Origin of the sequence: Variovorax glucosi (assembly GCF_051216695.1) — a bacterium.
GTDB lineage: Bacteria > Pseudomonadota > Gammaproteobacteria > Burkholderiales > Burkholderiaceae_C > Variovorax.
In genome coordinates this window covers 1,690,786-1,704,996 of the sequence record NZ_JBPJZE010000001.1, presented here as the reverse complement: position 1 = coordinate 1,704,996, position 14,211 = coordinate 1,690,786, and the positions used below count along the sequence as shown (strand labels likewise).

General features: G+C 65.3%; 11 protein-coding genes. 8 read left to right on the top strand and 3 right to left on the bottom strand.

Going from position 1 to position 14,211, the window contains the following annotated elements; translation table 11 throughout:
- Nucleotides 1-24: 24 nt before the first annotated feature.
- Nucleotides 25-3,693 carry a hybrid sensor histidine kinase/response regulator gene (locus ACSFA3_RS08005; protein WP_435504831.1) on the top strand — a complete coding sequence of 1,223 codons (3,669 nt, stop codon included), beginning with the start codon at nucleotides 25-27 and terminating at the stop codon, nucleotides 3,691-3,693.
- A complete protein-coding gene (locus ACSFA3_RS08000; RefSeq protein ID WP_435504830.1) occupies nucleotides 3,690-4,691 on the top strand; it encodes a response regulator in 1,002 nt (333 codons plus the stop codon). The genes ACSFA3_RS08005 and ACSFA3_RS08000 overlap by 4 nt, the downstream gene beginning before the upstream one ends.
- Before the next feature lie 6 nt (nucleotides 4,692-4,697).
- Here ACSFA3_RS08000 and ACSFA3_RS07995 read toward each other — a convergent pair whose 3' ends face one another.
- Nucleotides 4,698-5,309, bottom strand: a complete 612-nt coding sequence (locus tag ACSFA3_RS07995) for a Dps family protein (protein ID WP_435504829.1) — start codon at nucleotides 5,307-5,309, stop codon at nucleotides 4,698-4,700.
- Between the two features lie 161 nt (nucleotides 5,310-5,470).
- Between ACSFA3_RS07995 and ACSFA3_RS07990 the strand changes: the two genes are divergently transcribed.
- The gene (locus ACSFA3_RS07990) at nucleotides 5,471-6,364 is read left to right on the top strand and encodes an NAD(P)-dependent oxidoreductase (protein WP_435504828.1); all 894 of its coding nucleotides are present in this window, start codon (nucleotides 5,471-5,473) and stop codon (nucleotides 6,362-6,364) included.
- A gap of 19 nt (nucleotides 6,365-6,383) precedes the next feature.
- On the opposite strand, the gene recJ is transcribed toward ACSFA3_RS07990, so the two are convergent.
- Together recJ and ACSFA3_RS07980 are read right to left on the bottom strand one after the other, a co-directional pair.
- Nucleotides 6,384-8,096: a single-stranded-DNA-specific exonuclease RecJ gene (recJ, locus tag ACSFA3_RS07985; RefSeq protein WP_435504827.1), complete on the bottom strand. Its 1,713-nt coding sequence runs from the start codon at nucleotides 8,094-8,096 to the stop codon at nucleotides 6,384-6,386.
- Complete coding sequence (locus tag ACSFA3_RS07980; protein ID WP_435504826.1) at nucleotides 8,093-9,061, bottom strand: hypothetical protein; 969 nt, start codon at nucleotides 9,059-9,061, stop codon at nucleotides 8,093-8,095. The genes recJ and ACSFA3_RS07980 overlap by 4 nt, the downstream gene beginning before the upstream one ends.
- A 59-nt stretch (nucleotides 9,062-9,120) precedes the next feature.
- Between ACSFA3_RS07980 and ACSFA3_RS07975 the strand changes: the two genes are divergently transcribed.
- From ACSFA3_RS07975 to ACSFA3_RS07955, 5 genes are all read left to right on the top strand, one after another.
- Entirely contained in the window at nucleotides 9,121-10,377 is a 1,257-nt protein-coding gene (locus tag ACSFA3_RS07975) for a lipoprotein-releasing ABC transporter permease subunit (RefSeq protein WP_435504825.1), read from the top strand.
- The gene (lolD, locus tag ACSFA3_RS07970; RefSeq protein ID WP_435504824.1) at nucleotides 10,370-11,056 is read left to right on the top strand and encodes a lipoprotein-releasing ABC transporter ATP-binding protein LolD; all 687 of its coding nucleotides are present in this window, start codon (nucleotides 10,370-10,372) and stop codon (nucleotides 11,054-11,056) included. The genes ACSFA3_RS07975 and lolD overlap by 8 nt, the downstream gene beginning before the upstream one ends.
- 168 nt (nucleotides 11,057-11,224) lie before the next feature.
- Entirely contained in the window at nucleotides 11,225-11,476 is a 252-nt protein-coding gene (locus ACSFA3_RS07965; RefSeq protein ID WP_435504823.1) for a CsbD family protein, read from the top strand.
- Between the two features lie 27 nt (nucleotides 11,477-11,503).
- A complete protein-coding gene (locus ACSFA3_RS07960) occupies nucleotides 11,504-13,753 on the top strand; it encodes an ATP-binding protein (RefSeq protein WP_435504822.1) in 2,250 nt (749 codons plus the stop codon).
- Entirely contained in the window at nucleotides 13,746-14,204 is a 459-nt protein-coding gene (locus ACSFA3_RS07955) for a response regulator (RefSeq protein ID WP_435504821.1), read from the top strand. Before ACSFA3_RS07960 ends, ACSFA3_RS07955 begins: the two co-directional genes overlap by 8 nt.
- Nucleotides 14,205-14,211: the final 7 nt, after the last annotated feature.

Genomic DNA, 14,211 nt, shown 5'->3' with positions numbered 1-14,211 from the left:
GAGTGCTCCTAGATTTTTGGACCGATGGCATGCTTTCTGCACCGTCAGAAAGTGAACGAAGCCACTTCCCCAGTTGCACCCGAAAGCGATGCCCCGCAGCGCATCGTCAAGGTCCGGCGCGACTACAACAGCTGGGTGGCGCGCGAGACGCTCGAGGATTACGCGTTGCGCTACACGCCGCAGCGCTTCCGCAAGATGTCGGAATGGACGGTCGCCAACACGGCGTTCGGCGGTGCGGCATCGTTCCTGATCCTGGAGGCGGTCGGCGCGACGTTGCTGGTGCAGTACGGCTTCGTCAATGCGTTCTGGGCGATCCTGGCGACCGGCCTGATCATCTTCATGGCCGGCCTGCCGATCAGCGTCTATGCCGCGCGTTACGGCGTCGACATGGACCTGCTGACGCGAGGCGCCGGCTTCGGCTACATCGGTTCGACGCTCACATCACTGATCTACGCATCCTTCACATTCATCTTCTTCGCACTGGAAGCCGCCGTGATGGCGTATGCGCTGGAGCTGGCGCTCGGCATTCCGCCGGCCTGGGGCTACCTCGTCTGCGCGCTGGTCGTGATTCCGCTGGTCACGCACGGCGTCTCCGCCATCAGCAGGCTGCAGCTGTGGACGCAGCCGCTCTGGCTGGTGATGCTGGTGGTGCCGTTCGGCTACGTGCTGGTGCGCGATCCTGGTGCGTTCGCGGGCATAACGCACTATGTCGGCGCAAAACGGGGTGAATCGGGCTTCGATATGCACTCGTTCGGTGCGGCTCTTACGGTCGGCATTGCGCTCATCACGCAGATGGGCGAGCAGGCCGACTACCTGCGCTTCATGCCGGTCCGCAGCGCCGGCAATCGCAAGCGCTGGTGGGCCGGCGTGCTGGTCGGTGGACCCGGCTGGACCGTGATGGGCGTTTTGAAGATGCTGGGCGGCGCACTGCTGGCCTATCTCGCGATCAGTCACATGGTGCCGGCTGAACGAGCGGTCGATCCCAATCAGATGTACCTGGCGGCGTACGAATACGTGTTCCCCGACTACGGTTGGGCCGTGGCGGCCACGGCGTTGTTCGTGGTGATTTCGCAGCTCAAGATCAACGTCACCAATGCCTACGCCGGCTCGCTGGCCTGGAGCAATTTCTTCTCGCGCGTCACCCACAGCCATCCGGGGCGGGTGGTGTGGGTGGTGTTCAACGCACTGATCGCCTTCATGTTGATGGAAATGAACGTGTTCGAGGCATTGGGCGACGTGCTCGGTCTCTACGCCAACATCGCCATCGCCTGGATGATGGCCGTGGTGGCCGACCTGGTCATCAACAAGCCACTGGGCCTGTCGCCGCCGGGCATCGAGTTCAAGCGCGCGCATCTCTGGGACATCAACCCGGTCGGCGTCGGCGCGATGGCGCTGGCCTCGGCACTGTCGATCTGCGCCTACCTGGGATTCTTCGGCTCGCTGGCGCAGTCGTTCTCGGCGCTGATCGCGCTCGGTACCGCACTGGTGACGTCACCGCTGATTGCCTGGGCCACGCGCGGCAAGTACTACCTGGCGCGCGGGCCTGTTCACGATGCGCACCAACAGGCACGGGTCGCGCGCGGCGCCGTGCGATGGGCGCGCGTCGAGACCGCGACCGATGCGGCATCCGACGCGATCCGCCGGCTGATCGTGCAGCGCTGCGTGATCTGCGAGCGCGACTATGAGGCACCCGACATGGCGCATTGCCCCGCCTACCAGGGCGCGATCTGTTCGCTGTGCTGCACGCTCGACGCCCGCTGCGGCGACCTCTGCAAGCCGCAGGCTAGCCTGTCGGTGCAATGGTCGGGTGCGTTGCGCTGGCTGCTGCCGCGCCGCGTCTGGCCGTACCTCGACACCGGGCTCGGTCATTTCCTGCTGCTGACGTTGATCGTCGTGCCTCTGCTGGCGACCGTGTTCGGGGTCCTTTATCAGCAGGAACTGCGCGCGCTCGGCGAGGGCGCCATCGGCCTGCTGCCTCCCGGCGACGTCGCCTCGGCCGTGCTCAAGGCGCAGTACGCATCGCTACGCTCGGGCTTCCTGAAGTCGTACATGGCGCTGCTGCTCATCGCCGGCATCGTGGCCTGGTGGCTGGTGCTTGCGCACCAGAGCCGCAAGGTGGCGCAGGAGGAATCGAACCGTCAGACCCATCTGCTGGTGCGCGAGATCGAACTCCATCGCGAGACCGACCGCGCGCTGCAGGCCGCCAAGCAGAGCGCCGACGAGGCGCGAGAGGTTGCCGAACAGGCCAAGCTGGCCGCCGAAGACGCCCGCCGCGCCGCCGACCATGCGAACCAGGCCAAGAGCCGCTACATCAGCGCCATCAGCCACGAGTTGCGCACGCCGCTCAACAGCATCCTGGGCTACGCGCAGCTGATGGGCGAAGACCCGTCGGTGCCGCCGCACCGCCAGCAGGCGGTCGCGGTGATCCAGCGCGGCGGCGAGCATCTGCTGTCGCTGATCGAGGGCACGCTGGACATCGCCCACATCGAGGCCGGCAAGCTCACGCTGCATGCGCGGCCGATGCAGTTCGGCGAGACGATGCGCGAGCTGGCCGACATGTTCGAGCTGCAGGCGGCGGAGAAGGGGCTGGCCTTCCGTTTCGAGCCTTCGGGCGACGTGCCCGAGGTGGTGCGCGCCGACGAGAAGCGCGTGCGGCAGATCCTGATCAACCTGCTGGGCAACGCGATCAAGTTCACGTCGAGCGGCCGGGTCACGCTGCGCCTGCGCTATGCGCGCGAATTCGCGGCGCTGGAGATCGAAGATACCGGGCCGGGCATGTCGGCTGAAGAGATTGAGCGCATCTTTGAACCCTTTGCGCGCGGTGCGCCGGGCATGGCGGGCGGCGGTGCCGGAGCGGGAGCGGGTGCCAGTCCGGCGCGACAGGTGCCGGGTGCGGGGCTCGGCCTGACGATCGCGAAGATGCTGACCGACCTCATGGGCGGCGAGATGTCGGTGCAGAGCACGCCGGGCGCCGGCTCCGTCTTTCGGGTGCGCCTGTTCCTGCCGCGCATGCACGGCGATGCCCGTCGCAAGCGATCTCCGGCGGAAGGGCAGCCGGTGCGGACGCCGCGGCGGGGCTATCTGGGCGACCGCCGCCGCGTGCTGGTGGTCGACAACGAAGAGGCCGACCGCGATCTGCTCGGCCGTCTGCTGGAGCCGCTCGGCTTCGAGCTGCGTACGGCCGCGAGCGGTCACGATGCGCTCGACCTCATCGCCGCCGGGTTCCGGCCCGACGCCATGTTCGTCGACCTCGCCATGCCGGGCATCGACGGCTGGGAAACCATCCGCCGCGCGCGCGCATTCGCCGAAGGGCTGGCGCCGGGACACGTCGCCATCGTCTCGGCCAATGCGTTCGACAAGCGACTCGAGAACGATGCCGGCATCGCACCGGAAGACTTCTTCGTCAAGCCGGTGCGCCACAGCGAATTGCTCGACTGGCTGGAGCGCCGGTTGAAGCTGCAATGGACCGAGTCGCCGATCGCGGCGGCGACGACGGCAGACACGCCGCCGGTTGCGCTGGTCGCGCCGTCCGACGAACGCCTGGCCGCTTTGAAGGACGCTGTCGGTTTGGGTTACTTTCGGGGAATCATGAATCAGCTGGACGCCATCGATGCCGCCGAACCCGCCTGCGCCGCCTGGACTGCGAACCAGCGCGTTCTTGCGCGACAGTTCCGTTTCGAGGCGATGCTGTGAACGCGGGCGGCAACCTTTCCGGGCGCGCGCTCGCCAGCAACAGCGATCTGGTGCTGATCGTCGACGACGTGCCGGACAACCTCGCCGTGCTGCATGACGCGCTCGACGAATCCGGCTACACGGTGCTCGTCGCCACCAGCGGCGAGGCGGCGCTCGCGCGTGCCGCGCAGGCGCGCCCCGACATCGTGCTTCTCGACGCCATGATGCCGGGAATGGACGGTTTCGAGGTCGCACGCCGACTGAAGGCAGACCCTGTGACCGCACACATTCCCATCGTATTCATGACCGGCCTGACCGAGACCGAGCATCTTGTGGCCGCGCTGGAGGCGGGCGGTGTGGACTACGTGACCAAGCCGATCAAGCCGAAGGAAGTGCTGGCGCGCATGAACGTGCACCTGCAGGGCGCACGGCGGGCGCGGCAGGAGGCGCAGCAGGCCGGCCAGGCGCGCAATGCGCTGGATGCGTTCGGCTACGCCAGCATCACGATTCGCCTGCCGGAGGGAAAGATCATCTGGCAGACGGCGCTTGCACGCGAACTGCTGCTGCGTTACTGCGAGACGACTGTGCCCGAAGCACCGCCCGTTCTGCTCGAGTGGCTGACGCGCCATCTTCCCGACGCCCAGGAGCGGCAGGTGGAACCGCCTGTGCTGTCGATCGTGCGTGGCGCCCTCACGCTGACGCTGCGGCTGCATCAGCAGACCGGGCATGACGACGCTGGCGACGACTGGCTCATCATCATGCGGGAGGTGTCCGACGCCAGCGTGATCGAGGCCATGAGCCTCAGCCTGAAGCTCACCGCGCGCGAAGCCGAGGTCCTCTACTGGGTCGTCAAGGGAAAGACCAACCGCGACATCGGCGAGATCGTCGGAAGCAGCCCGGCGACGGTCAAGAAACACCTCGAGCGGGTGTACGTGAAACTGGGCGTTGAAACGCGCACGGCTGCAGCGGGTGTCGCCACCCGCCGTATCCGCGCGCTTCAGCCTCAGATCGAAATCTGACGAGCGTCAGGCTTCAACCGGCGAAGCCGCAACCAGATGCTCGGTCAGGAACCAGACCTGCAGCTCGTTGGTGCGCAGCACGTTGCTGACGAACACGTCATTGCTGCCATCATCGCCGGATTCGTCGACAGCCTTGGCTGCCTTGCGTGCCTCGATGATGATCATTTCGTGAGCTTCGGCCAGACGACGGATCTGCACTGCAGCCGGTTCGCGACCGCGCGGCGGGCGCGGGATCTTCGTGGTTTCGGCAATGTCGCCAGCCATGGCGAGCGCAATGCCGCCCAGCAGCTGAATACGTTCGGCCAGGATGTCCACCAGTTCGACCTGTGCGATGAAATGCTGGTCATACATCAGGTGCAGCTGGTTGAACGTCGGGCCGACGACTTGCCAGTGGTGCTTCTTGTACATGTCGCGAAGCGTGATCGTGTCCGCCAGGCACTGGTTGAGCAAGGCAACGCTCTCCTTGCAAACCTTCTCCGACAGGCCGTTGGGGAGCTTGACGATTTCGCCGTACTTCTGCGTCTCGTGGCTTTTCTGGTCGAGGTTGGGAACGACGGCCTGTTTTTCAGTTGCTGTCTTTTCGCCGGGGGTGGACGATGCTTTTTCGTTTGCAGCCATTGGGACTCCATGTGTTGTTGATCAGAATTGGTAAGTTCTAGTCCCGTCGGCTGCCCCATTGCGTAGGCGATCCCAACTTTGCGTGTGCGCGAAATTCCCGCCCGCAGGACGGCATGCAGCTGTTTGCGGCACATTTGCAACAACTGTTTCAGGAGACACGAATGAAGAAAATCGGATTGATCGGCGTCGGCATGATGGGCCACGGGATCGCGACGAACATCGTCAGGCACGGCTACCCGCTTGCAGTGCTGGAGCATCCGGGGAACCAGCCACTGGAGACGCTGAAAGCCGCCGGCGTCGCTACATTTGCCGACGCCAGCGCGCTTGCGGCGTCGGTCGACATCCTGCTGCTCTGCGTGACCGGATCGCCGCAGGTCGAGGCCGTTCTGCTCGGTCAAGCTGGCGAGGGTGCGGTTCTGCAAGGCATGCGCCCCGGCCTGATCGTCATCGACTGCTCGACTGCCATCCCGACCTCGACCGAACGCCTCGCCCGATGCGTGTCCGAAGCCGGCGGACGCTTCATGGATTCCGCGATGACCCGCACGCCCAAGGAGGCGGCCGAAGGGCGGCTCAACCTGCTGGTCGGATCGGACGATGCGCTGTTCGCGGAAGTCCGTCCGCTGCTCGCATGTTTTGCGGAGAACATCACCCATGCGGGCCCGGTAGGTGCCGGTCACCGCATGAAGCTGTTGCACAACTACGTGTCGCTCGGCTCGGTGGCGCTGATTGCCGAGGCCGCTGCCTGCGCCGAGCGTGCGGGTGTCGCTCCGGAAGTGTTCGTCGATGTATTGAGCAAGGGCGGCGGCGGCGGGACGGCGCTGGAGCGGCTGAAACCAGTGCTGCTGGCGAAGGACCCGAACGGACTGCGCTTTGCGATGTCGAACGCGCTCAAGGATCTCGGTTACTACACGACCATGGCCGCCGACAGCAATTCCGCCAGAGCCATCGCCGACGGCGTCCGCCAGACCTTCGAGCGCGCGACCAAAGAGGGCGACCCGCAGGCCTTCGTGCCTGAACTCGTCGCGATGCTGGCGAAGCGCGGCGACGGCACCTAGCGTCCTGCGACCGTCGAAGCTAGCCGGCCATGCCTTCGACCAGAAAACGCACACGCCGCACGCCTTGCCATTCGTCCGCATCGAGCCTGAAAGCCAGGGTCGCGCGCGGTGGCAACGGCTCGGTGTGGCTGAACCAGATGCCGTCGACCGGCTTGCCCTGATGCTTCAGCTTGAGCGCCAAGTGCTTCTCGCCGATCAGGCGCTGCGAAATCACTTCCACTTCTTCGCTGAAGGTCGGCGGCGCAAAGCCCTGCCCCCAGACCTCGCGATGCAGCGTGTCGACCAGATCGACGCGCAGGTATTCGGCGGCGAGCGGGCCGTCGGTGTCGAGCCGACGTGTCAGCGTGGCGGCATCGAGCCATTCGCGTGCGACTTCGGCCAGCGCGCGCTCGAAGATCTCGAACTTCTCGCGCGCCACGGTGCAGCCGGCCGCCATTGCATGGCCGCCGAATCGCAACAGCACGCCGGGATGACGCTTGGCCACCAGATCGAGGGCGTCGCGCAGATGGAAGCCGGGAATCGAACGGCCCGAACCCTTGAGTTCGTGCGACTTGCCCGGCGCACCGCTGGCCGCGAAGACGAAGGTCGGGCGGTGGAAACGGTCCTTGATGCGCGAAGCGACGATGCCGACGACGCCTTCGTGGAAGTCGGGGCCGAAGACGCTGATCGCAGCGGGCGTCTCGTCTTCCGTCGTGACGAAAAGAGACTCGGCCAGCAGCAGCGCACGTTCGCGCATGCCGACTTCGATGTCGCGGCGCTCGCGATTGATGCCGTCCAGCAGGCGCGCGAGTTCGTCGGCGCGGCCGGGGTCGTCGGTCAGCAGGCATTCGATGCCGAGCGTCATGTCGGCCAGCCGACCGGCCGCGTTGATGCGAGGACCGAGCGCAAAGCCGAAATCGAAGGTGGTGGCAGTCGGTGCGTTGCGGCCCGCAGCGCGGAACAGCGCGGCCACGCCGGCCGGCATCGATCCCGCGCGGATGCGGCGCAGGCCTTGCGCGACGAGGCGGCGGTTGTTGGCATCGAGCCGGACCACGTCGGCGACGGTGCCGAGCGCGACCAGCGGCAAGAGCGCGTCGAGCTTCGGCTGGCTGGCGATGTCGAACACGCCGCGCGCGCGCAACTCGGAGCGCAGCGAAAGCAGCACGTAGAAGATCACGCCGACGCCAGCGATGCTCTTGCTTTCGAAACTGCAGTCCGGCTGGTTCGGATTGACCATCACATCGGCTTCGGGCAACGTCGGGCCGGGCAGGTGATGGTCGGTCACCAGCACCTGCAGCCCGCGCGCCTTGGCCGCTGCCACGCCTTCGACGCTGGCGATGCCGTTGTCGACGGTGATGAGCATGTCGGCGCCGGCGTTGGCCACGCGCTCGGAAATCGGCGGCGTCAGGCCGTAGCCGTCGACGACACGGTCTGGCACGAGGTAGGTGACATGTTTCGCGCCGAGCAGCTTCAGGCCGCGCACGGCCACGGCGCATGCGGTCGCGCCGTCGCAGTCGTAATCGGCGACCACGCAAAGACGCTTGTCGTCGCGGATCGCATCGGCCAGCAGCACTGCTGCGGCGCGCGTGCCGAAAAGCGTGTCTGGCGGCAGCAGGCGGGCGAGGCCGTCGTCTAGTTCTTCCTTGCCGAGCACGCCGCGCGCCGCGAAAAGGCGCGCAAGCAGTGGATGCACGCCGGCCTGCTCCAGCGCCCAGACGGAACGCGGCGGAATGTCGCGGGCGACGATCTTCACAGCGCTTCGAGCACGGTGGTGGCCTGCGTCCGATTCAGCAGCCGCTTCAGGCGGCCGAGCAAGCCGCCCGAGCGCGGAACGAAGCTGCGCGCGGCGCGGTCGCCGCACAGCGTGAGCGTCACCGGCTCGCCCCGCGTGCAGGCTGCAAGCAGTTCGGCGACGGGGCCGGCGTCAAGCGCTTGCCAGGCGGCGGCCCATGCGGCGGCGTCGTCGGCCAATGCGGGCTTGCGGAGCGTGTCGATCACCGAGGGCTGGGTCTTGGCTTCCTTGAAGTCCTTGGAGACGGACCCGGTTCCGCTGAGCCAGAAAGAGTTGATCGGCTGCGCGCCGCGCGCGACGCGGTCGTCGTTCACGCGCTGCGTGTAGAGCAGCATCTGCATCTCGTTCTGCAGTTTGCGCACCGGCTTGAGCGCGTCGGACAAAGGCGCCCATTCGGCGATCGATTGGCCGGCGACGCGGTCGACCGATGCCGTCGGCAGCGTGCGGAACAGCTCGCCGCGCGCAAGCCAGCGGCCCGGCGTACCGGATCGGCGCACCGCGATGCCGTCTTCCTGGAAGAACGGCCGCGCCGCTTCCAGCAAGGCCAGCGATTCGGCTTCGGTGATGCCGACGGCGTCCGGGTCGTCCAGCACGACCTGATCGATCGCGACCTGCCAGTGGCACAGCGTGAGCAGCGCCCAGGGCTCGCCGGAGCCGGCGCGCGACAGGCCGTTCTGCTGCGCTTCGCGCGCGGCCCACGGAATCAGGCCGTCTTCTGCCGAGAGGCCGAGCGCGCGGGCGAGCGCGCGTTCGTGCGGCGGCGACAGCGTGGTTTCGGCCTGACTGTCGTCGTCGTCGATCGCGAGCCGGCCGAGCAAGGTCTTGAGATTGGGAAGTTTCAGGGTCGCGAGTGCGGCCTTGCAAGCGGGAGAGGAGCGACCGGCAAACGGAATCAGCAGGTGTCGGGAAGGAGAGGGTGCAGCCATGGGGCCTATTGTCGGTGCGAGACAGGGGCCGCAGACCGTGATGCCACAATTCCGCCCCTATGGCTCTTCCCTACGAACTGCAACTCGGCTGGCGCTACACGCGCGCAGGCCGGGCAACGCGGCGCAATGGCTTCATCTCCTTCATCTCCGGCGTGTCGATGCTCGGCATCGGGCTTGGCGTTGCCGCGCTGATCATCGTGCTGAGCGTCATGAACGGCTTCCAGAAGGAAGTTCGCGACCGCATGCTGGGCGTCGTCTCGCACATCGAGATCTTCTCGCGCGACGGCCAGGCGCTGCCCGATATCGACGCCATCATGGCCGCCGCACGCAAGAACACCGAAGTCGTCGGCGTCGCGCCTTTCATCGCCACGCAGGCGCTGATCGCCCGCGGCGAGGACATGAAAGGCACGCTGGTGCGCGGTATCGTTCCGTCGCTGGAGCCGCAGGTGACCGACATCGCCACCATCGCGCAGCAGGGCGCGCTGGCGCGGCTGGTGCCCGGGGCGTTCGGCATCGTGCTGGGCTCCGAGTTGGCCAAGTCGCTGTACGTGCGCGAAGGCGATCAGGTCACGCTGGTGGCGCCGGGCGGTCAGGTGACGCCGGCTGGCGTGGTTCCGCGGCTGAAGCAGTTCACGGTGGTCGGTACCTTCGATTCCGGACATTACGAATACGACTCCGCGCTGGCGATGGTGCACGCCGAAGACGCCGCACGCGTGTTTCGCTTCGAAGGCCCGACCGGCATCCGTCTGAAGCTAAAGGACCTGAACAAGGCCCGGGAAGTCGCCGACCAGCTGGCCGGCACGCTGCCGGGCTCGTTCCTGATCCGCGACTGGACGCGCCAGAACAAGACCTGGTTCGCGGCCGTTCAGGTCGAGAAACGCATGATGTTCATCATCCTCACGCTGATCGTCGCCGTCGCTGCGTTCAACCTGGTTTCGACGCTCGTGATGACCGTGACCGACAAGCGCGCCGACATCGCCATCCTGCGCACGCTCGGCGCCAGCCCGCGCAGCATCATGGGCATCTTCGTGGTGCAGGGCGCGATGGTCGGCGTAATTGGCACCATCGGCGGCCTGCTGCTCGGGCTCGGCATCGCCTACAACATCGACGTGATCGTGCCGGCGCTGGAGCGGCTGTTCCAGGCCAGCTTTCTGCCGAAGGACATCTACCTGATCAGCCGCATGCCGAGCGATCCGCAGCGCTCCGACATCATGCCGATCACGCTGATCTCGCTGGCGCTGGCTTTTGTTGCCACCCTTTATCCGAGCTGGCGTGCCAGCCGTGTGAACCCCGCCGAGGCCTTGCGCTATGAGTGATGAGAAGAAGGTCGTCCTCAAGGTTCGCGGGCTGACCAAGCGCTTCAACGAAGGTCGTATCGACCTCACAGTGCTGCACGGCGTCGATCTCGACGTGCATGCCGGCGAGACGCTGGCCATCGTCGGCTCGTCGGGTTCGGGCAAGAGCACGCTGCTGCACCTGATGGGCGGGCTCGATGCGCCGACTTCCGGCAGCGTGGAGCTGCACGGCAAGAACATCGCGCATGTCGACGCTGCCGAGCAGGGGCGCCTGCGCAACCGGCACCTGGGCTTCGTCTATCAATTCCACCACCTGCTGCCGGAGTTCAGTGCGCTCGACAACGTCGGCATGCCGCTGCGCATCCGGCGCGCGCCTGTGAAGGAAATGGAAGACGCTGCGACGCAGATGCTGACTTCGGTCGGTCTCGGCGCGCGTCTGCAGCATCGACCGGCTGAGCTCTCAGGCGGAGAGCGTCAACGGGTCGCCATTGCGCGGGCGCTGGTGACGAGGCCCGACTGCGTGCTGGCCGACGAGCCGACCGGCAACCTCGACCGTGCCACGGCCGACAGCGTTTTCGCGCTGATGCTCGACCTGGCCCAGCGTCACGGCACCGCTTTCGTCATGGTCACTCACGATGAAACGCTGGCCCGTCGTTGCGATCGCGTGCTGCGCCTGGTTGCGGGACGGCTGGCCGACTGATCTCCGCGTGATTCGAACGCTTCGACTCGCCGGCAAGGCCCAGTCCTGCAAGGCGTGCTTCCCGTTTACTACATCACCTTGCGGAGGCTGCGGGACCGGCGGTTGCTTCTGCATGCTTAGTCTGAGTTTCCGTTTTTGACCAAACAATCTTTTTTACAGGAATCAATCATGTTCGATCAAGCTGAAGGCGCAGTTCAAAAGGTGGCAGGCAAGGTGCAGGACGCGTTCGGCGCCGCAACCGGAGACACGTCGACCCAGGCAGAAGGCAAGGCCCGTCAGGTCGCAGGCTCGGCGCAGAAGGCCTACGGCGAGGTGGTCGATCAGGTCCGCGAGTCGGCACTTGCCAATCCGGTCGCAACCATCGCGGCAGCTGTCGGCGCAGGTTTCTTCCTGGGTGCTCTCTGGGCTACGCGCCGCTGAGCCAAGAAGAGAGGCGCGGTCGATTTCGTGGCTGATTCCGTAGGATCCTGGCCACTGGTCCATTTGCGCCAATCGACGAGTCAGCTGTCCGAGTGTGCGGCCGAGCCGATCAGGACACCGGGTTCGATCCAGCCGCACGGCAGGCTTCTGGTGCTTAAAGAGAGTACGTTGAAGCTGGTGGCCTTCAGTGGCAACCTGAGTCGCGAAAAGGCCGAGGCAGCAGCTTCGGCTTTGTCCATTCGACAGTTGGATTCCCTTGAGGTCGGCAAGCCGCCAATCAGCGTTGGAAAGTTGCCCGATGGCGACGTGTTTTTCGACGCGCAAGCGCACAAGACTTCGTCGCATGTCATCGTTGAACTCGAACGTTCAACGGATCTGGATTCCAGCGATCCCCCCATCTATTCGCTCACCCGCGTACTGTTGCCAAAGCTTCAGGAAGCGAGTTCGCTTGCGCAGCTGACCCGGCTTGCCGCGTGCGAGATGAAGCGGCTCACCGGCTTCGGCCGATGCCTTGTCTACCGCTTCAACGAAACCGGCGACGGTGAAGTTCTGGCCGAGGAACTGGATGCCGGATACGAAAGCTATGCCGAGCACCGCTTTCCGGCTGCCGATATTCCGCAACAGGCTCGCGACCTCTATCGCCTCAACCAGTTCCGTTTGATAGCCGATGCCGACTATGTGCCCGTGCCGCTGATGGCGGTCGACCCAAGCTTCGGCGCCGAGGCGATCGACCTGTCGCAAGCGCAACTGCGCAGCGTATCGCCGATACATCTTGAATACATGCGCAACATGGGCACACTGGCGTCCATGTCGGTCTCGATCGTGATCGGAGGGCGTCTTTGGGGACTTGTTTCCTGTCACGATCACGCGCCCAGGCACCTTTCGATGCCGACGAAGCTGGCATGCGAGCACCTGGGCCAACTGTTGGCGCTGCAGATCCGGTCCGATGAGGTGACATCTGCCGTATCCGAAGGTCTCGCATTGCGAAAGATCACGCTGGCGATCGTGTCGCACCTGTCTGAAAGCGACGGAACGCTCCAGCATCTGGTTCGCGAGGGATCGTTGATGTTGCGGCTGACGCGGTCGCACGGCGCCGCGGTCGTGCTCGACGACAAGGTCTGGTCCGTCGGCGATGTGCCGGACGAGGCTCACATCCAGTCGCTGGCACGCTGGATCAGCGGCATGGGCGTGGAGGTTTACGAAAGCAGCACGCTTTCGGCCCACTTCGATGGCGCCGACAAGTTTCGGAATGCTGCCGGCGTGCTCGCGGTTTCCATCTCGCAGGTGCACCGTCACCTGATCATCTGGTTCCGGCCCGAATTCGTGCAGACGGTGAACTGGGCCGGCGACCCCCGGAAGCTGGCGGTGTCGACAGATGGAAGAATTCATCCACGGGCGAGTTTCGCCAGTTGGGTCGAGGAGATTCGTGGTCGGTCGAAGCCATGGTCGCCGGTGGAGATCGGCGCAGTGGCTGAGCTTCGTCAGGCGCTGATCGGCATCGTGCTCCGGCGCGCCGAAGAGCTTGCCGCGATCGCTTCGGAACTCGGCCGCGTGAACAAGGAGCTCGAAGCTTTTTCGTACACGGTTTCTCACGATCTGCGCGCTCCCATGCGCCACATTGCCGGATATGTCGATCTGGTCATGGACGTGGAGGGAAAAACGCTTTCCGATCGTGCGCAGCGCTATCTGGGCCAGGTGAAGGAAGCATCGACGTTCGCTGGCCAGCTTGTCGATGCGTTGCTCGATTTTTCTCGCATGAGTCGTTCGGCGCTCAAGTACAAAGCAGTGGACAGCGGCGTCCTTGTCGACAGTCTGATGCGGGAACTCGACCGCTACGACCGAGGCGATCGGGAGGCCAAGATCGAATGGGATATCGCGCCCGACCTTCCCACGCTGCATGCAGACCCGCTGCTGCTTCAGGTCGCTGTTCGAAACCTGATGGCGAACGCGGCGAAATACTCGCGCAATCGCTCGCCAGCAAAGATTTCGGTCCGCAGCGCGCGCAGCGAAGACGGCGACGGCATCGAAGTCGAGGACAACGGTGTCGGATTCCAGATGAAGTACGTCGACAAGCTCTTCGGCGTGTTCCAGCGCCTGCATCAGGCGGAAGAATTCGAAGGTACCGGCATCGGCCTGGCTAACGTGAAGCGGATCGTCGAGCGACACGGCGGAAGGGTCTGGGCGCATGGCGAGGTCGGTCGGGGCGCCCGCTTCGGGTTCGTCATTCCCAGATCGAGTACTCAAATTTCAGCCCGACCCGGAGAAAAAAATGCTTAAGCCGATCCTGCTTGTCGAAGACGACAAGCGCGACCTGGAACTCACCCTGATCGCACTGGAGCGCAGCCAGCTGGCCAACGACGTGGTGGTCATGCGCGATGGCGCGCACGCCCTGGACTATCTGCGGAGGGACGGCGAATACGCCGGACGCGCCGAAGGCAATCCGGCCGTCGTGCTTCTCGACCTGAAGCTGCCGAAGGTCACGGGTCTGGAAGTGCTCGAAGCAGTCCGTGCCGATCCGGCACTGCGCAGCATCCCGATCGTCATGCTGACTTCTTCGCAGGAAGAAGCAGACGTCGTCAAGAGCTATCAGCTCGGCGTCAATGCGTATGTGGTGAAGCCGGTGAACTTCGATCACTTCGTCTCGGCCATCGCCGATCTCGGCATCTTCTGGGCCGTTCTCAACGAGCCGCCCCCCGGGTCGCTCAGGGCGGCGCGTCGCAATGACTGAAGCGGCA

Bases quoted from the DNA above. Each gene is read 5' to 3' on its own strand.
- ACSFA3_RS08005 (WP_435504831.1), top strand. From the start codon at position 25: ATGGCATGCTTTCTGCACCGTCAGAAAGTGAACGAAGCCACTTCCCCA.
- ACSFA3_RS07995 (WP_435504829.1), bottom strand. From the start codon at position 5,309: ATGGCTGCAAACGAAAAAGCATCGTCCACCCCCGGCGAAAAGACAGCA.
- ACSFA3_RS07990 (WP_435504828.1), top strand. From the start codon at position 5,471: ATGAAGAAAATCGGATTGATCGGCGTCGGCATGATGGGCCACGGGATC.
- ACSFA3_RS07980 (WP_435504826.1), bottom strand. From the start codon at position 9,061: ATGGCTGCACCCTCTCCTTCCCGACACCTGCTGATTCCGTTTGCCGGT.
- ACSFA3_RS07975 (WP_435504825.1), top strand. From the start codon at position 9,121: ATGGCTCTTCCCTACGAACTGCAACTCGGCTGGCGCTACACGCGCGCA.
- lolD (WP_435504824.1), top strand. From the start codon at position 10,370: ATGAGTGATGAGAAGAAGGTCGTCCTCAAGGTTCGCGGGCTGACCAAG.
- ACSFA3_RS07965 (WP_435504823.1), top strand. From the start codon at position 11,225: ATGTTCGATCAAGCTGAAGGCGCAGTTCAAAAGGTGGCAGGCAAGGTG.
- ACSFA3_RS07955 (WP_435504821.1), top strand. From the start codon at position 13,746: ATGCTTAAGCCGATCCTGCTTGTCGAAGACGACAAGCGCGACCTGGAA.